Raw genomic sequence first — 21,065 nt, 5'->3', positions numbered from 1 at the left:
CGCTTTCGATTTTTCAATTTTTTCAGAATATTTTTTCATTTCGAGAAAACGGCGCTTAATCTCTGATTTCGCGCCGCTTTTCGTTTTCCAGAAAATCGCTTCGGGAAACTGATGAAAAACTTTTTCATTGCGTCTTGCACGAAATCGGCGAGAATGCGCGCATGGAAACCACGGAAAAGCGCCAGCGCGGCCGCCCGCGCGCCTTCAACGGCCCGTCGGAGGCGGCCTCGGTGCAGTCACTCGACCGGGCGCTGCGCATCCTGGCGATCGTCGCCGAAGCCAGCGGCCTGTCGCTAAGCGAGATCGCGGCGCGCAGCGGGATCGCCGCCTCCACCGCCTATCGCATGCTGACGACGCTGGAGAGCCACGGCATGGTCGAGTTCGACTCGACCGACCAGCTCTGGTCGATCGGCGTCGAGACCTATCGTATGGGCGCGGCGTTCCTGCGCCGCAGAAAACTGGTCGACCGTGCCCGCATCGTCATGCAGGAGCTAATGGAAAAGACCGGCGAGACCGCCAATCTCGGGGTCGCCGAAGACGATTGCGTTGTCTTCGTCAGCCAGGTCGAGACGCATCAGGCGATCCGCGCCTTCTTCCGGCCGGGCACGCGCAGTTCCTTCCATGCCTCGGGCATCGGCAAGGCGGTGCTGGCGCATCTCGAGCCGGAACGGGTGGCAGCCATCCTGCGCAAGGCGGGCCTGCAGCGTTACACCGACAAGACGCTGTTCGACATCTCGGCGCTCGCCCGCGATCTGGCGACGATCAAGCATCGCGGCTGGTCGGTCGATGACGAAGAACGCCATCCCGGCATGCGCTGCGTGGCCGCCGCCATCTTCAACGAATTCGGCGAGCCGATCGGCGGCGTCTCAGTGTCCGGCCCAACGGTGCGGGTGACGCCCGAGCGCCTCGCCGAGATCGGTCCGCTGGTGCGCGATGCCGCGGACGAGGTCACCAAGATGATCGGCGGTGTACGAGCAGGCTGATCACGACGGCTTTTGTTCACACGTGAGCCTTTCCGAACCGGCGGTCAGCGAAGCAAAAATCGAGGCCGAGTTTTTTGGGGGTCATACGCCCGGCAACGCGCTCTTTGCCGATATATCGAAGAAATCGAGCAGTATCGCCAACCCGACACCGCAGGCTGTGAAGATCAGCCCGGCGATGAATATCCGGGTGGCGCGGTCATGGATGGTGCGCTGCAGCGATTTGATATCGAGCAGGATGGCGAGCGCTCGCATCTGCAGGGCAATGCCGACCAGGATCGGCACGACCGCAATCAGATGATAGGTCTGCCACGGGATCGGATTGGCCGCCCAGTGGGTGATGAAGCCCAGCGAAAACGCCAGCAGGATGCCGACGATGGTGACGGTGCCGTTGCGGAAAACCGGTTCGACCCGTTCTTCTTTCGGATCCTGGTTATCCAAGGGCCCCTCCTCTGCGTTGGCAGTCGAGGGATAGACTAGACGTTCGCAAAAACGCTGTACACCGCCGGCCGCAAGGGCTCGTTCGCCTTGCGGGAGCTTTCGAACGCATGCGAAAGGGCACGGATGCAGAAAACGGTTCAGCTTTTGGTCGCCGCTTCACTGTGCGGATGCGTGGCGGCACCTCGACCCGATGCCGGCGACCAGCGCGTCAATCCCATGCCGATCTCGCTCGCCTTGGAGGAGATCATCACCAGCGGCGTGCGCCAGCGCTTGCCGAATCCCGCCTCCGCCAAGTTCGGAACCATGCTTGCCGGCGAGCGGACGCTGAAGGGCCGCCATGAGATCGTGGTTTGCGGCTACGTCAACGCCAGGAATTCATCCGGCGCTGATGGCGGCGACGAGCCGTTCATCGCCAAGATTTACCCGAACGCCGGGAGCAGCTTCGAACTCGTCGCAATGGGCAATGATGYGAGGCCGGCCGTTGGCGGCGCCTGCCGCGCGGCCGGATTGCCGATCGTCAACTCCAACCCGAAGAGTCAGCTCTAGGCGCGCTCTCCCCGGCATTCAAATGACAGAAAAGGGGCCCTTGCGAGCCCTCTTCTGTTGCCCAAGACGGTCGGTCTCAGAGGCGGCAATAGTGCGGGTAGCCGTCGTAGCCGATATAGGTGTCCGAACCCGGGTCGTAGCTGGCGTAGCGGGCCATGCAGCGGCGGACATGCCACGAACCATCATAACCGCCTTCATCAACATAGACCGGCTGCGGCTGCTGCTGGGCAAGCAGACTGCCCAGGACAAAGCCGCCGACGCCGGCGGCAATGCCGATGCCGAGTTCGCGGCGGTGATGATGGTCAGAGGCAGCGGAGGGCTGGACGGTGCCGACGAGCGAACCGGCAGCAACGGTGGTGGCGATGAGGCCGGAAACGAGAGTGCGCTTGAACATGACGATCTCCTTGGATTGACCGAGGCGATCCATCCGCCTCTTGATCGTCTGTCGCGGCGACGTGGAAAAAGGTTCGAAGATTTTTTCAGATTTTTTTCGACCGGCCGGACAACAGATCGGCGGTCCGCGCGGGCTCCAAGCGAATAGCGAAAAGCGAGTAGCGAACTATTGCAAGCCGCCGAGCCGCAGCTTCTCTTTCGGCTACTCCCTATTCGCTATTCCCTATTCGCTACTCGCTCCCTTCACCCCATCCCGGTGATATGGCGCAGCCAGAAGGCCAGCGCGATGAAGCCGATGATGGTGGCGACGCCGGTCCAGTCGATGTTGGCCTTTTTCAGATCGCTGACGGCTTTCACCAACAGAAGCCAGGTTATGACGATGATCGGCAGGATGATGACGAATCTGATCATGCGACACCCGTTCGATGCCATTGCGCCTGGATACGATATGGGAAGCCTATCCGCGATTTTCAGCATGCCGCTCTAGGCACGGCTGCGGGGCTCATCAGCAACCGAAAACGGAGTTTTGTCTTTACTGGCGCACGAAATGTGCTACCGGAGCGCCGTGCCCTTGTAGCTCAGCTGGTAGAGCAGCGGTTTTGTAAACCGAAGGTCGCGGGTTCGATCCCTGCCGGGGGCACCACCCTTCGCTAGTTCGAGCTTCGGGTGGCAGGCCACCCGAACGTCGACAGACGAAGGCGCGGCGTCCGAATCGTTGGCGAAGGAGGACGGTTCGATTCCTCGTCACAAAGGCACGCCAGCAGCCGACTTTTCCTGACAAAAGTGAAGGCCAGGACGCTGCCGCCCCCACGCCCGCCTCGAACTATACATGATAATTTGCTAAATTAGCCATCTCGAAAGAGAGGGAGGAGTTCAACATGCGTACATTGTCAGTTTTTCTCATAGGTAGTGTTCTGATCAGTTTTGTTGGCGGCTCGGCATGGGCCGACAAACTGCCAAAAGGCGCGGACACCCGCACCACGAAGGCATGCACCTTGACCTCGCTGGGTATTTCCMAGTGCTGGAAGATCTTCATGATGCGCTTTTGGACGTTCTCGTATTCGATCGCCGATCCCTGAGGCCGCTCGTGCCAGTTTATGAGGTATTTCATAATCTCCTCCCTCCCGGGTGACCGCGAATTCCCAAGTGGCCATTGTAGCCCGGGAGCGAAATGCCGACCGTCCCCTCGTCTCCTCCAATGGAGGTAGGTGTCACGACACGAAAGTGGTGGATCTGTCCGACATTTGAGGACGATCCGATTTCAACGCCGCAGGGCCRCACAAGCTGTCGACAAACAGCCAGAACAGAACCACGACAAACCAGCAGCAAATCTGGCCGGCTAGCCGGCGGCACGCTCGCCGGTTGCCGCTCCGCCCAGCGTTCGGAGCCGCTATGGCGCTTTTGCCGTCGGCTTTATCGGATATAGCTTTATCGAATACCGCTTTCGGACTCGCGATCGACGCAGGGATCGCCCTGGGCCACCTTCTATATTGGCAATAGCGTGCATTCTGAGCCGAACGTACCATCGCGCGTTTTCAGGCACCGGGGGCTCCAATGCGCATAATTCTGGCTCTGGCCGCGCTCACGGCCTGTTTCTCCGTGTGGGATCGATTTGCAAACGACGGAACCTACAGCGCTGTTCTGAGACAAAAGATATTCGGCGCAGCACTGCCTGGGTGATCTCCCGCAGGCGTGACAGCCATTGGTAAACTGCAGGTTTCCGGTCTTCGCGGCTAAACATTCCCGATTGCGAGATCGTCGCGAGAGTCTCTGGATTACCGACGCGGCGGACGAGCAAGGCACAAGTCAAAATCGGCCCGCTATGAAGCGGTTGCGACCTCCGTCGCGGGCGGTCCACCAAAAGTGTTCCTCACCCTGACGGACTTGTAGACATAGGCGACCCAAATCCCGGCCAGAACAAATCCGGCGACAGGTGCGACCAGCRCATCTCTCGGGAGAACCCGGCTGATTGGCGCGCCCAGGATCGTGGCGGTCCAAACTGCGTCGAGCGCGAACGCGAATGGGATTGCGATCCACTGGTACAGGAACAGCCGTTTGAAACGAGGGCTTCGCCGCAGCATCGCGACAAGGACAATCAGTTGCAGCAACGCAAACCCCAAGGAAAGCACGATTTCGCCAGAGACGGCCAATGGGCCGTTTGGGAGCAGCATAAGCTGCTGGTAACCCTCGCTCGACGAGTACAGGTCAGCCAGCGTACGGAACGGCGCCAGGGTCTGCCCGATTGCAAGAAGCAGAAGCCAGCCCCCAAATCCCACTAGGTCGTTTGGATTCTGTGACTGCTTGGTCGCCGAACGGACGGCAAAGAAAACGGGCACGCCGATCAGCAGCAGCAAGATTGCCCAATGCCAGATAGGAAATTGCATCTAACCCCTCCATCGATGCTCTCTTAGGTTGTGACAGACTTCAAACCTCAACTTAAGAGGCAATCCCTCGGGGTAAAGTAAGCGGAGAAACAGTAGCAGATTTGACCCCGACCCTGCCCGCCAGAGCCGTCGTCACCATATTTCTGGCAGACACCAATTCCGGCAGGATTCTGCCATGTCACGAACACTGATCATCATCGGTCTCAGCATAGTTGCCATAGGCCTGCTGTGGCCTTGGGTGACCCRCATCGGCCTTGGCAGGCTGCCCGGTGATATCGTGATCGAGCGTGACAACTTCAGGCTCTACGTTCCTATCACCACCGGAATCCTGGTCAGTGTCGTGCTCTCGGCCAYTCTATGGCTGATCAACCGCTAAGGACGCTGCGGCTGCGGCGATTAGGTGAAAGCCGTTCTTCCCCTCGTCCTGGCCCTCAGGCTCCAATCGCCGCCACCAGGATCCTGTTCTGCCGTTTTATCGCCGCGCGCAGCTCCGGTATCTTAGCCTCTTCGCGCTTCACGAACTCGATGAACATCATGTTCATGTTGTTGAAGACGAGCTCCCCCACAGCCGGGCCGTCAATGTCTGACCGCACCAGGCCGATCTCCTGCAGGCGCATGATCAGCGCGCGGATCTGCTCGGTCAGGGCGCGGTCGAGCGCCGTATAGGCCTGGCCGAACGGGCTGTCGGGCAGTTGCGTCGAGATCGCCATCGCTTGGCGCCACATCTCCTTGCTCAGATAGTTCAGGGAGTGCTCGATATAGATGCCGATCAGCGTGTCCAGCGCGTCGCCGACATTGGCTGGCGGGCTGGCGACCACCCCTCGCCCGGCGTTCAGCACCTCGTTGACCTCCATCGCGACGATAGCGCCGAGGATGTCGCCCTTGTTCTGGTAGTAATTGTAGATCGTCCCGATCGAGACCTCGGCCTGCGCGGCGATCGCCTCGATCTTGGCGCCTTCATAGCCTGCCTCGCGGAACAGCGCCGTCGCCGCATCGATAATGCGCCGATGCCTGTCCGCCTTCTGTCTTTCGCGCAATCCGCTCATGCCGGCCTTCTTTGCCACAAAAACAGAATTGACTCAATTTTAGAATTGGTTCAACTTTTCCCTAACAAGCCAGCAAGGCAGGGAGAACACTCGATGACCATCAACGACCGGAATCCGCTTTCCACGCTGAAGTCCCATCTCGGAACCGCCTGCGCGGCTGCAGCGCTGCTTCTCGCCGCCAGCGCTCAGGCCGCCGATCTCAATGCGCTGATCTGGTGCGACCACTCCGATCCGGCGCTGCTGCAGCCCTTCGAGGAAGCCAACCACGTCAAGGTGAATGTCAAGGAATTCGAGGGCACCGGCGCCGGCCTGGCAATCGTCGAGCAGTCGCAGCCCGGCGACTGGGATGTGATGGTCATCGACTCCATCGACGTTCCGCGCGGCGTCGAGAAAGGCCTGTTCGAACCGCTGCCCGAGGACAAGCTGCCTTTCGCCGACCTCTTCCCTGAGGTGAAGATGGACAAGTCCACCATCGTCGACGGCAAGCGTTACGGCATCACCGAAAAATTCGGCTACAACACGATCGGCTTCAACAAGTCCAAGGTCGATCCGGCCGACATGCAATCGCTAGGATCGCTCACCGGCGACAAATACAAGGGCAAGGTCGYGATCTACGAATACTATTTGCCGGTCATCGGCATGGCGGCTCTGGCGATCGGCAAGAAGACCGCCGACCTCACCGAGGCCGACCTGCCCGCCCTCAAGGCCGAGCTTCTCAAGATGAAGGCCAATGCCAAGCTGGTCGGCGAAGTGACCGCAAGCCAGACCGCTTTGGCCACGGGCGAGGTCGACATCCTGGTCGGCGGCGGCGAATGGGTGACGGCCGGCCTTGCCAAGGAGAACCCGGCGCTCGATTTCTCGATCCCGAAGGAAGGCGCTGTGCTCTGGTCGCAGTCGCTTGCCATGTTCAAGGATTCCAAGAACAAGGATATGGCGCTGAAATTCATCCAATACATATTGAGCCCGAAGGGCCAAGCGCGCCTCGCCACCTCGTCGTGCTACTGGGGCATGCCGTCGAACAAGAAGGCGGCGTTGACCGACGAGCAGAAGAAGATCCTGCGCTTCGACGAACAGCCGGGCTTCCTCGCCCGCGCCCAGGCCTATCCGGCACCGAACGCCGATCTGGACAAGAAGATGCAGGACATGTGGACCGAGATGCTGCAGGCGCAGTAACCGGCCGATGCGCGTCGCGGGAAACAGCCGGCGTGCCCTACCCTGGGCGCTGGTCACGCCGGCGCTGGCGTGGACGCTTTTCTTCTTCGTCCTGCCCTTTGTCGCCATGGGGCTGTCGAGCCTGACGGCGCATGAAGGCGGCGGTTTCACGCTCGCCAATTACAGCCAGTTCTTCACCGATCCTTCCTACTGGCGGGCGATGGTGAACTCGCTTGAGGTGACGGCGATCGTCACCGTGATCTCGATCCTGCTCGCCTATCCCTTCGCCTGGATCCTTGCCGAACAGGTGCCGGAACGCTGGCAGCGGCTGGCGCTGATGCTGGCCGTGCTGCCGTTCTGGACATCCTATGTCGTGCGCTCCTATTCCTGGCTTTTGGTGCTGGCGCAGAACGGCGTCATCAACCGCGCCCTGACCGGCCTCGGACTGATCGCCGAACCGCTGCAGCTTGCCAGCACGCGTTTCGCCACCGTCACCGGCTTCGTGCACTTCTTCGTCATGCTGTTGACGCTGACCATCTTCGCCAATCTCAAGCAGCTGAGCCCGAGCTACCGCAAGGCCGCCGCCGATCTCGGCGCCGGGCCTATACGCACCTTCCTGCATGTCGTGCTGCCGCTCACCCTGCCCGGCATCGTGGTCGGCGCCTTCCTCACCTTCGTGCTCTGCATCGGCGACTACATCACGCCCCAGATCCTCGGCGGCAACAATGAGCTGGTCATGCCGCAGCTGGTCATGATGCAGATCGGTCGGCGAGGCGACTTCCCGCTGGCATCGGGGCTGTCGATCATCCTGATGGCGGTCGTCACCGTCGCCTATCTCGCCTGCGCCCGCTGGCTGAAGATCGAGCGGGCCTGACCATGCGCGCCGTCGTCCGCATCGCCGCCTGGCTTTACGCGATCGCCATCTATGGCTTCATCTTCCTGCCTGTCGTCGTGCTGGTGCTGTTCTCGCTCCAGTCGACGTCCTTCCCGATCCCGCCCTTCACCGGTCCGTCGCTGCGCTGGTATCAGGCGGTGCTCTCCGACACGCGGCTGACCTCGGCGCTGGTCAATTCGCTGCTGGTGGCGGTGCTTTCCTCGCTTACCTCCGTCACGCTCGGTTACCTCTCTGCCTGGGGCTTCGCGCGCTTCGTGCTGCCGGGCTCTGCACTGCTGCGCGGGCTGATCACGCTGCCGCTCACCGTCAGCTACCTGATCATCGGCATGGGATTGCTGGTGCTGTTCAACTGGGCTGGCGTGCCGAAGTCGCTGCTTGCCGCCGGCATCGGCCATGTCGTGATCAACCTGCCGCTCTGCTTCGCCATCATCTACAGCCAGATGGGCGACCACCAGATCAACATCGAGCGCGCCGCGCGCGACCTCGGCGCCGCCGAATGGAAGGTACTGCTGATGATCACCGTGCCGGTGATGGCGCCGGCGATCTTCGCCGGCTTCTTCCTGTCGATGACCTTCTCCTGGGACGAGTTCGTCATCTCCTTCCTGCTCACGCGCTTCGAGACGACGCTCCCCGTGGAGATCTGGAACCTTTTGCGTTCCGGCCTCAATCCCAAGACCAACGCCGTCGGCTCGCTGGTCTTTGCCGTTTCCATCGTCATGGTGGTGTTCTTTGAACTGATCTTGCTGCGGAGAAAGCCGGCATGAGCGCGCCTTTGGTCGACATCCGCAATGTCTCGCATCGTTTCGGCCAGCATCAGGTGCTGAAGAACGTGTCGCTGACGATCGAGCCCGGCAGCTACACGATCCTGCTTGGCCCGTCCGGCTCCGGCAAGACGACGCTGCTTTCGATCCTCGGCGGCTTCGTCAGCCCAAGCGAAGGCAAGGTGTTCATTCGCGGCGAGGACTGCACCTTCGTGCCACCGGCCAGGCGCCCGACGACGACCGTCTTCCAGGATTACGCGCTGTTTCCACATATGAGCGTCGGCAGCAATGTCGGCTTCGGGCTGCGCATGCAGGGCGTCGACGGCGCGGCACGGGCGGCCAAGGCGCGCGAGGCGCTGGCTCTCGTCGGGCTGGCGGCTGCCTTCGACAAGAAGCCGCATCAGCTCTCCGGCGGCCAGCGTCAACGCGTGGCGCTGGCGCGTGCGCTGGTCATCGAACCGGCAGTGCTTCTGCTCGACGAGCCGCTCGGCGCGCTGGATCTCAAACTGCGCCGCCAGATGCAGGACGAATTGAAGGCGATCCAGAAGCGCGTCGGCACTGCGTTCGTTCACGTCACCCACGACCAGGAGGAAGCGATGGCGCTCGCCGACCATTGCGTGGTGATGAACGATGGCCGCATCGAGGACGAAGGCACGCCCGAACGGGTCTACGCTCGGCCGAAGACGCGATTCTCGGCCGGCTTCATGGGCGAGAGCAGCATCCTTGCCGGCAAGGCCGGCGAAACGCGGGATGGGCGCGTCACGGTGGCCACCCCGCTCGGCCCGATCTCGCTGCCCTGTACTGCCCCAACCGGCGCTTCTCTCGCGCTTGCCATCCGGCCCGAGCACCTATTGCTTGGCGAAGCGAATGGCGATGTCGCGCTGGGAACCGCCAAGGTCAGCGATGTCGTCTTCCAGGGCAGCTTCAAACGCGTGCTCGCCGCCTCAATGCAGGATCCTTCGCTGCAGTTCATCGCCAAGGCACCGGCTTCGGCCGCCGTGCAGGCAGGCGACACGATCGCGGTTTCGTGCAACGCTGGCGACATCATTCTGCTGGCGGACTGAGACATGGGCACGCTTCCGGTTATCGAGGCTCCGGACTGGTACGAAACCATCCGCATGGGCGACGACGTGACGCTCATCCACGAACCTTGGATCAAGCCGTTCTTCCGCTGCAACGTCTGGCATGTGCGCGGTCGCGACCGCGACTTGCTGTTCGATACCGGACTTGGCCATTTCAGCCTGAGGCGTCACGTGCCTCTGGTCACGGAACRCAAGCTTGTCTGCGTCGCCAGCCACACGCATTTCGACCATATCGGCTGCCACCACGAGTTCCCGGATCGCTGCGTGCACTCGGCCGAGGCGGCAATCCTCGCCGACCCGCGCAACGAATGGACGGTCGCCGATCGCTACGCCAACGAGGAGATGTTCGACGGCATGCCTGAGGGATGGGACACCGCGCGCTACCGCATCCTGCCCGCGCCCGCCGGCCGGCTGCTCGAACATGGCAACGTGATCGACCTCGGCGACCGCGCCTTCGAGGTGATCCACACGCCCGGTCATTCGCCGGGCGGCATAGCGCTCTACGAGAGGAAGACCGRCATCCTGCTGTCAGGGGACATCGTCTATGACGGGCCCCTGATCGACGACACCTACCACTCCGATGTCGCTGACTATGTCGAGACGCTGCTTGCCACGCGGGATCTCGACGTCTCGGTCGTGCATGGCGGCCACTTCCCGAGCTTCGGCAAGGTGCGCTACCGCCAGCTGATCGACGAGTATCTTGCCCACAAGCGGCAGGCTGGCTGCCACCTCAGGCAGGGCCGCTGAACAATCAGGCGCGCCGGTAATCCACGCTTAAAGCGCCCTTTGCGGACAGGGCGTTGCGGTAGCTTCGCCACAGCGGGCGCCAGACGGCTGCGGCCGCAGGCTCATCTCTTCCGAATGGCGCACCAGCGCGGCGAACATGAGCGCGAAGCTTCCCATCATCAGGAAGACTATGATCAAACGTGTTACCGGCAATAGACAGGTCTCTCGACTGGCTAGCCCCCGCCAACCCATCCATTGCGGGCTAACATGATCCAACTGGCTTTACGAGTGTTTAAGCTTTGCCTTAACCATTCCGGCCATCACATTCGTTCTATGCCTGTCATGAAGCGCGAGCGCCGCCCTATCTTCGCGCGGCACGGCGCGCCTCCCTTTGCAGATGCGCGCGGCSCATGCTACGCCGTCGCCGGCGCGACCCGGCAGGCGGTCGCGTTCGCCGTTCGGGATCCATGAGCAAAGAAACCAGCCGTTTCGCCTTCGTCTCTTCCGACACCGACGACGCCCGCGCGGCGCGGGAAACCTTGTCGGCGCGCTACGGGCAAATACCCGTCGCGGATGCCGAGATCGTCATTGCGCTTGGCGGCGACGGCTTCCTGCTGCAGACGCTCCGCGACACGATGAGCACGGGCAAGAAGGTCTACGGTATGAACCGTGGCACCATCGGCTTCCTGATGAACGAATATCGCGCCGGCGGGCTCGAAGAGCGTATCGCCTCGGCGGTGTCCGAGACGATCCGCCCGTTGGAAATGCAGGCCGTAACCTATGAGGGCGAAACGGTCTCCGCACTCGCTATCAACGAAGTGGCGCTTTGGCGCCAGTCCTACCAGACGGCGAAGATCCGCATAAGCGTGGACGGCCAGGTGCGGATGGAGGAATTGAACTGCGACGGCGTGATGATCGCCACTCCTGCCGGCTCCACAGCCTACAATCTCTCTGCGCATGGGCCGATCCTGCCGCTCGACGCGCCGCTTCTGGCGCTGACGCCTGTCAGTCCGTTCCGGCCGCGCCGCTGGCGCGGAGCGCTGCTTTCCAACAAGGCGACCGTGCGCTTCGACATTTTGGAGGCGGAAAAGCGCCCGGTGAACGCCGCCGCCGACCATACCGAGGTCAAGGCGGTTGCCTCGGTCACGGTTCGGGAATCGCCGACGGCGACGGCGACATTGCTGTTCGACCCCAATCATTCATGGAACGAACGCATCCTCGCCGAGCAATTCCGCTACTGAGCCGGCGCAAGGATACTGCCCCGATTAAGCATCGCGATTAAGGTTACGTCTTCACAATCGCGCCAAATCCGGCCGTTTCTGTTGACAAATCGCGGACTTGCGCCTAACTGCAACCGCGATCTTGCAGGCGCGCGGCGCCTGCCGCAACGCGTGTTGCGATTTTCCCGAACCAGCCAAAGACAGCCATACATTGTCCGCAGACGTCCAGACCGCTCAAGAAGCGATGACATTCACCGACCTCGGCCTGTCGCCGAAGGTGCTCTCCGCAGTCACCGACGCAGGCTATGCCAAGCCGACCCCGATCCAGGCCGGCGCCATTCCGCATGCGCTGCTCGGCAAGGATGTGCTGGGGATCGCCCAGACCGGCACGGGCAAGACCGCCTCCTTCGTGCTGCCGATGCTGACGCGATTGGAAAAGGGCCGTGCCCGCGCGCGCATGCCGCGTACGCTCATCCTCGAGCCGACGCGCGAACTGGCAGCGCAGGTCGAGGAGAACTTCATCAAATACGGCAAGAACCACAAGCTCAACATCGCGCTTCTGATCGGCGGCGTTTCCTTCGAGGAGCAGGACAAGAAGCTGGAGCGCGGCGCCGACGTGCTGATTGCCACGCCCGGCCGCTTGCTCGACCACCGCGAGCGCGGCAAGCTGCTGCTCAACGGCGTCGAGATCCTCGTCATCGACGAGGCCGACCGGATGCTGGACATGGGCTTCATCCCCGACATCGAGCGCATCTGCGAGATGATCCCCTTCACGCGCCAGACGCTGTTCTTCTCGGCGACCATGCCGCCGGAAATCACCAAGCTCACCGAAAAATTCCTGCACGCGCCGGTGCGCGTCGAGGTCTCCAGGGCCGCTTCGACCGCGACCAGCATCACCCAGCGCCTGGTGAAATCAGGCTCCAAGCCGTGGGAGAAGCGAGAGACGCTGCGCAACCTGATGCGGGCCGAGAATGACGGGCTGAAGAACGCCATCATCTTCTGCAACCGCAAGGTGGAAGTGTCGGAGCTTTTCCGCTCGCTGCTGAAGCATGATTTCGAAGCGGGCGCGCTGCATGGCGACATGGACCAGCGTGCGCGCATGCAGATGCTCAACAATTTCCGCGACGGCAAGCTGCGCTACCTCGTCGCCTCGGACGTTGCCGCGCGCGGCCTCGACATTCCCGACGTCAGCCATGTCTTCAACTACGACGTGCCGATCCATGCCGAGGACTATGTGCATCGCATCGGCCGCACCGGCCGAGCCGGCCGTTCCGGCAAGTCCTTCACCATCGCGACGCGCACCGACACCAAATATGTCGACGCCATCGAGAAGCTGATCGGTGCCAAGATCGAATGGCATGACGGCGACCTGTCGACGGTCACCGAGAGCGAAAGCGAGGATGCGCCCCGCCGCGGCCGCGGTGCCCCGCGCCGCGCCGGCCGCAAGGACGAGGACCGCAAGGAGCGCAAGCGCGACCGACACGCCAAGCATGACGAGACGCCTGACGCGGCACGCGAAGAGCGGCCGGTTGCCGAAGTCGCCGACATCGCCGAGCGCCGCGCCCGCAAGGACGCGATTCGCTCCGAGAACGACCGCAAGGGCACCGCCAACCGGAACGAACAGCGCGGCGACGCCCGTTCCCAGCGCGACCACAACCGCCCTGCCCGCAACCGTCAGGAGGAAGACGACGCGACAGTCGGCTTCGGAGACGACGTGCCGGCCTTCATGCGGATCGTCGCGAAAGTCTGATCTTCGATACCAGCTTCGACAGAGAGGAACGGCCCCGTTCGGGGCCGATCCTTTTGCGGCTGGCTACAGCGAAGCCTTTTTTGCTTGAACAGCCTGTAGCCTCTCACATCGGGCCGGGCATCATCTTTGTCGGTTTCTCCAACATCGGAAAATCGGCCTTGCTGCATTTCACTTTCGGGTTCGTCGGGCTGAACATGCCGTTCGGGTTGTCGCTGAACAGCCAGGCGTGCAGATCGTAGTGGACGAACTCCTTCGGGATCAGCGGATAGTGCCCCTCCATCGGCCCCATGAATTTTTGGCCGAAAAGCGTCGGCACCTCCTTGAGGTCGGGCGTCAGCGGCACCAGCCACTCCACACCGACCAACTTCAAGCCCTTCTTCGTCGGCTCATAGATCAAGACGTTGGGCTTCATCGGGTCGAGCTTCTGGCCGACACTTGGGACGTTGACGAAATGGACGCCCATGGCACCCTTCGGATATTCCATCGCGCCGGCTATCTTCTCGCCAGAGAAGTACACGCAGCCGACGGTCGACAAATAGAGGTCGCGTACGGCGACCGTGTAGTCCTCATATTTGGCCAGCGACTTTTTCAAGGCTTCGATGTCGACCTTGCTGGCGTCTTCGGCCCGAGCCGCGGCGCCTCCAAGCCATGCGCTCAAGATACCAGTCAAAACGAGGACGCCGCAGCGCCCGAGGCGAGCCGTTCTTGTCATGCATTCCTCCCAGACTTTGATCTGGCCGTGCAGGACCGAGGCGGAGATTGCTATAGCGCGGCCGTTGTTCGCCCCATCCCCTCTGGAACAGCATGATGCTAGTCTTTTCCCCGGCTTCGGAAAAGCATCCATTTAGAGAAATCTAATATATCTGAGCCATTCGATTGAAGTAATTCCAGGAAATTCCAGGAAGGTGCGCAGCATCGGTTTTGTTTTGAGCGGTCCGGCGGTTGCATCGAAGGCTGAACCGCTCCGACCTCCTACGGATTGCGCCCGTCCAACCAAGGCGCGTCGCGATCTTTCAGATTCGCTCCATGCGCTTTAGGTTTTTGATTTTACGCATGTCTTGCCCCGAAGCCGGCTCCCTTCGGGAGACGTGCATTAAAAGACGGCCCCTTGCGGGGCCGTTGCTATTCCATGTTCCGCCTGGCCCTGAGATCAGGTGAGCGGCGACAGCTGGATTTCGACGCGACGGTTCTGCGCGCGGCCTGCGGCCGTCGCGTTGGACGCGACCGGACGCGTCTTGCCGAAGCCGGTGACGGCAAAGCGGCGGGAATCGACGCCCTGGCCGGAGAGGTAATTGGCGACGGCGAGGGCGCGGCGCTGCGACAGGTCGAAATTGTGTTCGTCGCCGCCGGTCGAGTCCGTGTGACCGAAGACGTCGACGGTGGTCTGGCGGAACTTGTTGAGCACCAGCGCCACCGAATTCAGCACCGGATAGAAGCCCGGCTTCACCGCATCCTGGTCGACGTTGAAGGTGATGTCGGACGGCATGTTGAGGATGATCTGGTCGCCGCTGCGTGTGACGCTGACGCCGGTGCCCTGCAGCTGACGGCGAAGTTCGGCTTCGTTCTGGTCCATTGTCGCGCCAATCGCGCCGCCGGCAAGCGCGCCGATGCCCGCGCCGATCAGCGCATTGCGGCGGTCATTGCCGCCAGCGAGCAGACCGAGGCTGGCGCCTGCCAAAGCGCCGAGGCCGGCACCGGCAGCGGTGTTGGAGATCTTCTGGTCGCCAGTATACGGATCGGTAGTGGTGCAGGCACTCACGAGCACAGCCGTCGCCACGACGACGAGCACGGTCTTCTTCATATTGATGTCCCTCTCCAAATCGCGGCCATTGCAGCCGCGCCAAATCAGCCCTTCCGCACGCCTTGTAGCACGAATTGCGGCGAAAAACGGAACAGGAAAGCGGCGCTACCAGAGGTTCTTGCCGTCGATCACCACCACTTCCACCTTGCCCAGGTCGAAATCGTCGAACAGGCGCGAATTGACGCTGATTTTCGGGTTGTCGAAGTCCGGCTCACCGGTCGACCAATCAGGCGTTTCGGTGAAAGTTCCGCAGCCGCAGACGGCGCAGAAGCCGTGCTTGATGGTTTTGGAGCCCCATTGGTAGAAGGAGACGTTTTCGTGCGGGCTGGTGAGCTTGAATTGCGATGGGGCGTAGTAGGCCCAGAGCGACCCGCGCTTGGAGCAAAAGGAGCACGTGCATTGCGTCACGGTCTGCGGCGCTTCCGAAACCYCGAATGTCGTCGCCTTGCAGTGGCAGCTTCCCTTGATGGTCATGAAACGTCTCCTCTCTGTTGTCCGCCCCGCGCGTTCCCGGATGGAAACCGCTGCGCAGTTTTCCCGGAATTGCTCTGGTGGCAAGGCAACATAAAGAGGCGGTCCTGACAACTGTCTGTCACCAGGCTTGGCAACGCGATGCTGTCGGAGGGCGAGGAGACTGACGCGCTTTGAGCGCCTGCGCGGTCCGCGGCAACTGGCTAGAGCGGGATGCATTTGGATGGAATGGGGCATCCCGCTCCATCTCTTTGTTTTGACTGCATTTCCGCGACGCCTAGCGATTCCGCTTGGCGGCAAAATGCCCTAGTAAGATGGCGGCGGCACGAACAGGCAGATGGTCTTACCGGCATCGAGACCGGCCTGGTGCGCGCACCAGTGATATTCGCCGTCCGGCGAATTCTTGACACGCTTGTCGCTGTAGGCGACCACCTCGCCCGTGCCCTTTATCACGTAGCCTTCCGGCCGCTCGCCGATCGATGTCTGCGGTACCTCCTTGCAATCGTAGTTGGCGCAGCAGGCAAAGGGATAGCTCCAGCCTTGCGGGAGCGCCGCCGTGGGTTTCGCATCGTGCGCGGCGGCCGTCGCGGTCAACATCGCCACCCCGACGGTGGCCAACAGGGGAAACAGCAATCGCCCAGCCGATCGAGCGGCTTGGGCCGATCTTGATTTGGCTACAGACATCGAAGTGTTCCTTTCGAGCATCAAGCATTGTAGCTTGCCCGTCCCGGAACGTGTCCTTCCCTGTGGCCGGATCGTCAGTCGCAGATATGCCGCGTCCGGCCATATATGCTTCTATCCCGCAGCCCGGATGCTGGGCTGATTCCTTGGCCGGCGCAAGAAGTGGGAGCGCCCGTTGGATCGCACCGGGCTTCAGCGTCGGCCGCGGAAGGTGCGCCGACTTGGTTAACGAAGGTAAAACGACAACCCGGCGACCAGGGTGCCTAACAACGAAATTCTGGCAAGACAGGTTCCGACGGTCAGCCGGTGACATGTTCACGATATTGCGGCAGGTCGTCTGTAATTGTGAACCACTTCGCCTTGGAACCGACGAAGATGTGTGCGCTCGGCCGGATGCTTGGATCGTCCATCAAGGTCCCCAGGGCGACATGGACATAGGCGCCCTCCCGCACCAGCGAATAGAGCAACGAGCCGCAATACCCGCAATGGGCGTCGTGGCCGCCTATGTCGCCGTAAATCAGCAGCTTGTCGTCGCCGGCGATCAGCCGAAACTTGTCGCGCTCGATGCCGGCGAAGGGTTTGAAGGCMGACCCGGTGGTGCGACGACAGTTCGAGCAATGGCAATTTGCCGCGTAGGCGAACTCGTCCGCCACCTCGTAGCGGACATGYCCGCAGAAACACTTTCCCGTGAGCATTCGAGTCACCGGCCACCCTCCGCCTGCTGTGATGCTGAGTGTCTTCGATCCCAGATCAGGCCGCTGTTTGCGTACCGGCCTATCAAAGCGTCCTAATCGAGGTCCGCCACCACTTCGCCGGCGCCGCCCTCGATACGATGCGACAGCGAAGCCTCCATGAACTCGTCGAGATCGCCATCGAGTACGCTTGACGGGCTGGTGTTTTCGACGCCGGTGCGCAGATCCTTCACCAACTGATAGGGCTGCAAGACATAGGAGCGGATCTGGTGACCCCAGCCGATATCGCTCTTCGATGCCTCGGTGGCGTTTGCCACGGCCTCGCGCTTCTTCAGTTCTTCCTCGTAAAGCCGCGAACGCAGCATTTCCCATGCCTTGGCCCGGTTCTTGTGCTGCGAGCGTTCGGCCTGGCACGCAACCGCAATGCCGGTCGCGAGATGGGTGATGCGGACCGCCGAGTCGGTCGTATTGACGTGCTGGCCGCCCGAGCCTGACGAGCGGTAGGTGTCGATGCGCACGTCGGATTCGGACACGTTGATCTCGATCGTGTCGTCGATGACCGGATAGACCCAGACGCTGGCGAAGGAGGTGTGGCGGCGCGCATTGCTGTCATAGGGCGAGATGCGCACCAGGCGATGAACGCCGGATTCCGTCTTCAGCCAGCCATAGGCGTTGTGGCCCTTGATCAGCACCGTGGCCGACTTGATGCCGGCCTCTTCGCCTTCGTGGACTTCCAGCACCTCGACCTTGAAGCGGCGGCGCTCGGCCCAGCGCGTGTACATGCGCAAGAGCATCGAGGCCCAGTCCTGGCTCTCCGTGCCGCCGGCGCCGGCGTGGATTTCGAGATAAGTGTCGTTGGCGTCCGCCTCGCCCGAGAGCAGCGTCTCGACCTGGYGGGCTTTCGCTTCGCCCTGCATGGAACGCAGCGCCGCTTCGGCTTCAGCGACGACGCCCTCGTCGCCCTCTTCCTCGCCGAGCTCGATCAGGCCGATATTGTCCTCGAGCGCTTGCGTGAGACCTTTGACAGCCGCGATGCCTTCGTCGAGGCTCTGGCGTTCCCGCATCAGCTTCTGCGCTYCCACAGGGTCGTTCCAGAGGCTGGAATCCTCCGCGCGCGAGTTCAGGTATTCAAGCCGCTTGATGGCCTGATCCCAGTCAAAGATGCCTCCTCAGCAGGGTTATCGCCTGCCTGATCTCGTCGACAATGTTCTGCGTTTCCGCGCGCATGGCTCTTGGTTCTGTCCTGTTCTTCTCGTTCTTTTCGGAATCGGCGCGATACATAGGCACCGCACCGCCGCCTGTAAAGCGAAATGGGCCGGCTAGACCATGATCCCGAAGAGTGGACGCCGATTGTCGGAAAGATCATGGTCTTACAATAGGATAGTCGGCCCAAGCCGAATCTGGGAACGTCAGTAGAGGCCGCCGCCGCCGTCCTGGATGGCCTGGTTGGCCTGCGGCGACAGCGCGCCGCCCGCGCCGTTGGAGCCGTCCGCGCCCATGCCGATGACCCAATAACTGTCGGCCGGGCCGGTACCTGGCTTGAACGCCTCGACGATGGTGTTCGGATCGCCTTCAGCGGCGCGCATGCCGGTCTTGCGGTTGATGGCTATCAGCTTCATGCCTTCCGGAACCTGGAAGTCGACATTGGGTGTTCCGTCCAATGCCACGCGCATGAAATCCTTGAAGATCGGCGCGGCCAGACCGCCACCGGTGGCGCCCTTGCCGAGGCCGCGCGGCGTGTCGTAGCCCATATAGAGACCGACGACGAGGTTCGGCGTGAAGCCGATGAACCAGGCGTCCTTCTCGTCATTGGTCGTGCCGGTCTTGCCGGCGATGTGGCGGCCGAGCTCACCAACAGTGGCGCCCGTGCCGCGCTGGACCACGCCCTCCATCATCGAGGTGATCTGGTAGGCGGTCATCGGGTCGAGCACCTGCTCGGAATTGTCGACCAGTTCCGGCTCGGGCTGGTTGTGCCACTCCGTGGCGTTGCAGCCCTCGCAGCCGCGTTCGTCCTGCTTGAACACGGTCTTGCCGTAGCGATCCTGGATGCGGTCGATCAACGACGGTTTGATCGACTTGCCGCCATTGGCCATGATCGAATAGGCCGACACCATGCGCATGACCGTGGTCTCGCCGGAGCCCAGCGCCATCGGCAGGTATGGCGCAAGATGATCGTAGACGCCGAAGCGTTCGGCATATTCCACGACCAGCTTCATACCCATGTCGTTCGCAAGCCGCACCGTCATCAGATTGCGCGACTTCTCGATGCCCGAGCGCAAGGTGGCCGGGCCGGCCACCGTGCCGTCATAGTTCTTCGGCGTCCACGTCGTGTTGCCGCTCTGAATGTTGATCGGACCGTCCATGATCACGGAGGCGGGTGTGTAGCCGTTGTCGAGCGCCGCCGAATAGACGATCGGCTTGAACGAGGAGCCCGGCTGGCGCATCGCCTGCGTCGCGCGGTTGAACTCGGACTGCGCGTATGAGAAGCCGCCGACCATGGCCAGCACGCGGCCCGTATGCGGGTCCATTGYAACCAGGCCGCCCTCAACCTCGGGCACCTGACGCACGCTGTAGGCGTTGTCGGAGCCTTCGTTCTTCTGCACGAAGATGACGTCGCCCGGCTCCAGCACGTCGGCCGGAGATTTCGCCCTGACGGACTTGYCGTTGACGAAATGGCGCATGGCGAAGCCCATGTCCTCCTTGCTGACGGTTCCCTCGACGCGCTCCTTGACGAGGTCGCCCGAGACCTGCCGCTTTGGCTGGATGCCGATGGTCAGGCCGCTGGCCGAACTGTCGAGCACGACGGCGAGCGTCCACTCCGGTACGTCTTCCAGGCCCTTGACGTTGCCGAGCGGCACGCCCCAGTCGCCGGAAACATCGATGTGGGTCACCGGTCCGCGATAGCCGCGCAGCATGTCGTACTTCAACAAGCCATTCTGCATCGCCTTGCGGGCAATGAGCTGGATTTTCGGGTCGAGCGTGGTGCGCACCGACAATCCGCCCTCATAGAGGGCGTTCTCGCCATAGCGCGCGATAATCTGGCGACGCACTTCCTCGGTGAAATACTCGCCGGCGAACAGGTAGGAACCGTTGCGGCGCGGCGTCACGCCGAGCGGCTCGGCCTTGGCCTTCTCGCCCTCGTCATGGCTGACGTAACCGTTCGCGACCATCTGGTCGATAACCCAGTTGCGGCGCTCAAGCGCGCGGTCGGCATGCTTGAAGGGATGGTAATTGTTCGGACCCTTGGGCAACGAAGCCAGATACGCGGCCTCCGCGACGCTCAGCTCGTTGACCGACTTGTCGAAATAGGTCAGCGCCGCACCGGCGACGCCATAGGCACCGAAACCGAAAARGATCTCGTTGAGATAGAGCTCGAGGATGCGGTCCTTCGAATAGGCCTGCTCGATGCGGAAGGCCAGGATCATCTCCTTGATCTTGCGCTCGTAGGTCTGGTCCGCGGTGAGGAGGAAGTTCTTCGCCACCTGCTGCGTGATCGTCGAGGCGCCGACCTGGCGCCTGCCGGAACCGAGATTCTGCAGGTTAACGATAATGGCGCGGCCGAGGCCGGTGATGTCGATGCCCGGGTGGTTGTAGAAGTTCTTGTCCTCGGCCGACATGAAGGCGGCCTTGACGCGATCGGGGATCGCCTGGATCGGCAGATAAAGGCGGCGCTCGCGCGCATACTCGGCCATCAGCGAACCGTCCGAAGCATGGATGCGCGTCGTCACCGGGGGCTCGTACTTGGCCAGGACTTCGTAGTCGGGCAGGTCCTTCGTCAGATGGCTGATGTAGATGGCCAGCCCGGCAGCGACCAGCAACGCCAGCGTCGTGCCGATGCCGAAGAAATAGCCGATGAGACGAATCATGCCCGCTCCAGTCCGAGGTTCGGGATTTTCCTAAACGAAGCCGACAGGCGCGCAAGCTTCACGGGCGGTCCCAATCCGCAATGGAAAACCCATGTCGCGGCCATGTGGACAAAATACGGCAGCGCGAAATTTCAGGACTCGATCGGTGAAATAATAACGCCCCGTGTTGTCGTTGCGC

General features: G+C 62.0%; 23 protein-coding genes and 1 tRNA gene. 11 read left to right on the top strand and 13 right to left on the bottom strand.

Annotated elements, in window-relative coordinates; genetic code table 11:
- The first annotated feature begins 161 nt into the window (after positions 1 to 161).
- Entirely contained in the window at positions 162 to 983 is an 822-nt protein-coding gene (gene bhcR, locus ORS3428_RS14480) for an HTH-type transcriptional regulator BhcR (RefSeq protein WP_071099270.1), read from the top strand.
- 81 nt (positions 984 to 1,064) lie between these two features.
- On the opposite strand, the gene ORS3428_RS14475 is transcribed toward bhcR, so the two are convergent.
- Positions 1,065 to 1,421 (bottom strand): hypothetical protein, encoded by a 357-nt coding sequence (locus tag ORS3428_RS14475; protein ID WP_071098812.1) that lies wholly within the window; start codon positions 1,419 to 1,421, stop codon positions 1,065 to 1,067.
- Positions 1,422 to 1,544: 123 nt separating this feature from the next.
- On the opposite strand from ORS3428_RS14475, the gene ORS3428_RS14470 reads away from it, so the two are divergent.
- On the top strand, positions 1,545 to 1,967 hold the full coding sequence (locus tag ORS3428_RS14470) for a hypothetical protein (RefSeq protein ID WP_071098810.1): 423 nt from the start codon (positions 1,545 to 1,547) through the stop codon (positions 1,965 to 1,967).
- A 76-nt stretch (positions 1,968 to 2,043) separates the two neighbouring features.
- On the opposite strand, the gene ORS3428_RS14465 is transcribed toward ORS3428_RS14470, so the two are convergent.
- Positions 2,044 to 2,361 (bottom strand): BA14K family protein, encoded by a 318-nt coding sequence (locus tag ORS3428_RS14465; RefSeq protein ID WP_071099269.1) that lies wholly within the window; start codon positions 2,359 to 2,361, stop codon positions 2,044 to 2,046.
- Between the two features lie 242 nt (positions 2,362 to 2,603).
- Positions 2,604 to 2,771: a hypothetical protein gene (locus tag ORS3428_RS32470; RefSeq protein WP_108723064.1), complete on the bottom strand. Its 168-nt coding sequence runs from the start codon at positions 2,769 to 2,771 to the stop codon at positions 2,604 to 2,606.
- Between the two features lie 156 nt (positions 2,772 to 2,927).
- Between ORS3428_RS32470 and ORS3428_RS14460 the strand changes: the two genes are divergently transcribed.
- Positions 2,928 to 3,003: transfer RNA gene (locus ORS3428_RS14460), tRNA-Thr, on the top strand.
- Between the two features lie 180 nt (positions 3,004 to 3,183).
- Here ORS3428_RS14460 and ORS3428_RS33655 read toward each other — a convergent pair.
- Positions 3,184 to 3,471, bottom strand: a complete 288-nt coding sequence (locus ORS3428_RS33655) for a DUF3303 domain-containing protein (RefSeq protein ID WP_201788315.1) — start codon at positions 3,469 to 3,471, stop codon at positions 3,184 to 3,186.
- A 709-nt stretch (positions 3,472 to 4,180) separates the two neighbouring features.
- On the bottom strand, positions 4,181 to 4,744 hold the full coding sequence (locus ORS3428_RS14450; protein ID WP_071098807.1) for a DUF2569 family protein: 564 nt from the start codon (positions 4,742 to 4,744) through the stop codon (positions 4,181 to 4,183).
- Between the two features lie 175 nt (positions 4,745 to 4,919).
- Here ORS3428_RS14450 and ORS3428_RS14445 point away from each other — a divergent pair, with 175 nt between their 5' ends.
- Positions 4,920 to 5,120 carry a DUF2905 domain-containing protein gene (locus ORS3428_RS14445; RefSeq protein ID WP_071098805.1) on the top strand — a complete coding sequence of 67 codons (201 nt, stop codon included), beginning with the start codon at positions 4,920 to 4,922 and terminating at the stop codon, positions 5,118 to 5,120.
- A 55-nt stretch (positions 5,121 to 5,175) separates the two neighbouring features.
- Here the strand turns inward: ORS3428_RS14445 and ORS3428_RS14440 are convergent, their stop codons facing one another.
- On the bottom strand, positions 5,176 to 5,790 hold the full coding sequence (locus ORS3428_RS14440; RefSeq protein ID WP_071099268.1) for a TetR/AcrR family transcriptional regulator: 615 nt from the start codon (positions 5,788 to 5,790) through the stop codon (positions 5,176 to 5,178).
- A gap of 93 nt (positions 5,791 to 5,883) precedes the next feature.
- Here ORS3428_RS14440 and ORS3428_RS14435 point away from each other — a divergent pair, with 93 nt between their 5' ends.
- The 7 genes from ORS3428_RS14435 (at position 5,884) to ORS3428_RS14400 (ending at position 13,376) form a co-directional block, all read left to right on the top strand.
- On the top strand, positions 5,884 to 6,963 hold the full coding sequence (locus ORS3428_RS14435) for a polyamine ABC transporter substrate-binding protein (protein ID WP_071098802.1): 1,080 nt from the start codon (positions 5,884 to 5,886) through the stop codon (positions 6,961 to 6,963).
- A 7-nt stretch (positions 6,964 to 6,970) separates the two neighbouring features.
- Complete coding sequence (locus ORS3428_RS14430; protein WP_071098800.1) at positions 6,971 to 7,816, top strand: ABC transporter permease; 846 nt, start codon at positions 6,971 to 6,973, stop codon at positions 7,814 to 7,816.
- Positions 7,817 to 7,818: 2 nt separating this feature from the next.
- The gene (locus tag ORS3428_RS14425; RefSeq protein ID WP_071098798.1) at positions 7,819 to 8,601 is read left to right on the top strand and encodes an ABC transporter permease; all 783 of its coding nucleotides are present in this window, start codon (positions 7,819 to 7,821) and stop codon (positions 8,599 to 8,601) included.
- Positions 8,598 to 9,662, top strand: a complete 1,065-nt coding sequence (locus tag ORS3428_RS14420) for an ABC transporter ATP-binding protein (RefSeq protein WP_071098796.1) — start codon at positions 8,598 to 8,600, stop codon at positions 9,660 to 9,662. The genes ORS3428_RS14425 and ORS3428_RS14420 overlap by 4 nt, the downstream gene beginning before the upstream one ends.
- Before the next feature lie 3 nt (positions 9,663 to 9,665).
- Positions 9,666 to 10,427: an MBL fold metallo-hydrolase gene (locus tag ORS3428_RS14415; protein ID WP_071098794.1), complete on the top strand. Its 762-nt coding sequence runs from the start codon at positions 9,666 to 9,668 to the stop codon at positions 10,425 to 10,427.
- 446 nt (positions 10,428 to 10,873) lie between these two features.
- A complete protein-coding gene (locus tag ORS3428_RS14405; RefSeq protein WP_071098790.1) occupies positions 10,874 to 11,647 on the top strand; it encodes an NAD kinase in 774 nt (257 codons plus the stop codon).
- Positions 11,648 to 11,870: 223 nt separating this feature from the next.
- Entirely contained in the window at positions 11,871 to 13,376 is a 1,506-nt protein-coding gene (locus ORS3428_RS14400; RefSeq protein ID WP_071098787.1) for a DEAD/DEAH box helicase, read from the top strand.
- Positions 13,377 to 13,479: 103 nt separating this feature from the next.
- Here the strand turns inward: ORS3428_RS14400 and ORS3428_RS14395 are convergent, their stop codons facing one another.
- The 7 genes from ORS3428_RS14395 to ORS3428_RS14365 form a co-directional block, all read right to left on the bottom strand.
- Entirely contained in the window at positions 13,480 to 14,088 is a 609-nt protein-coding gene (locus tag ORS3428_RS14395) for a hypothetical protein (protein ID WP_071098785.1), read from the bottom strand.
- A 438-nt stretch (positions 14,089 to 14,526) separates the two neighbouring features.
- Positions 14,527 to 15,177 carry an OmpA family protein gene (locus tag ORS3428_RS14390; protein WP_059184805.1) on the bottom strand — a complete coding sequence of 217 codons (651 nt, stop codon included), beginning with the start codon at positions 15,175 to 15,177 and terminating at the stop codon, positions 14,527 to 14,529.
- A gap of 105 nt (positions 15,178 to 15,282) precedes the next feature.
- On the bottom strand, positions 15,283 to 15,651 hold the full coding sequence (locus ORS3428_RS14385) for a GFA family protein (RefSeq protein ID WP_071098783.1): 369 nt from the start codon (positions 15,649 to 15,651) through the stop codon (positions 15,283 to 15,285).
- Between the two features lie 303 nt (positions 15,652 to 15,954).
- The gene (locus ORS3428_RS14380; RefSeq protein ID WP_071099267.1) at positions 15,955 to 16,332 is read right to left on the bottom strand and encodes a hypothetical protein; all 378 of its coding nucleotides are present in this window, start codon (positions 16,330 to 16,332) and stop codon (positions 15,955 to 15,957) included.
- 296 nt (positions 16,333 to 16,628) lie between these two features.
- On the bottom strand, positions 16,629 to 17,024 hold the full coding sequence (locus tag ORS3428_RS14375; RefSeq protein ID WP_083355137.1) for a GFA family protein: 396 nt from the start codon (positions 17,022 to 17,024) through the stop codon (positions 16,629 to 16,631).
- 92 nt (positions 17,025 to 17,116) lie between these two features.
- A protein-coding gene (gene prfB / locus ORS3428_RS14370; RefSeq protein ID WP_108723081.1) for a peptide chain release factor 2 occupies positions 17,117 to 18,248 on the bottom strand; the annotation gives its coding sequence in 2 pieces (ribosomal slippage) (positions 17,117 to 18,181 and positions 18,183 to 18,248; 1,131 coding nt in all).
- A gap of 182 nt (positions 18,249 to 18,430) precedes the next feature.
- Positions 18,431 to 20,887 (bottom strand): penicillin-binding protein 1A, encoded by a 2,457-nt coding sequence (locus ORS3428_RS14365; protein WP_071098780.1) that lies wholly within the window; start codon positions 20,885 to 20,887, stop codon positions 18,431 to 18,433.
- Positions 20,888 to 21,065 lie beyond the last annotated feature (178 nt).

Origin of the sequence: Mesorhizobium sp. ORS 3428, assembly GCF_001854785.1 — a bacterium.
Classification (GTDB): Bacteria; Pseudomonadota; Alphaproteobacteria; order Rhizobiales; family Rhizobiaceae; genus Mesorhizobium.
The sequence above is the reverse complement of the archived record's forward strand: the minus strand, read 5'-3'. Positions and strand labels throughout refer to the sequence as shown.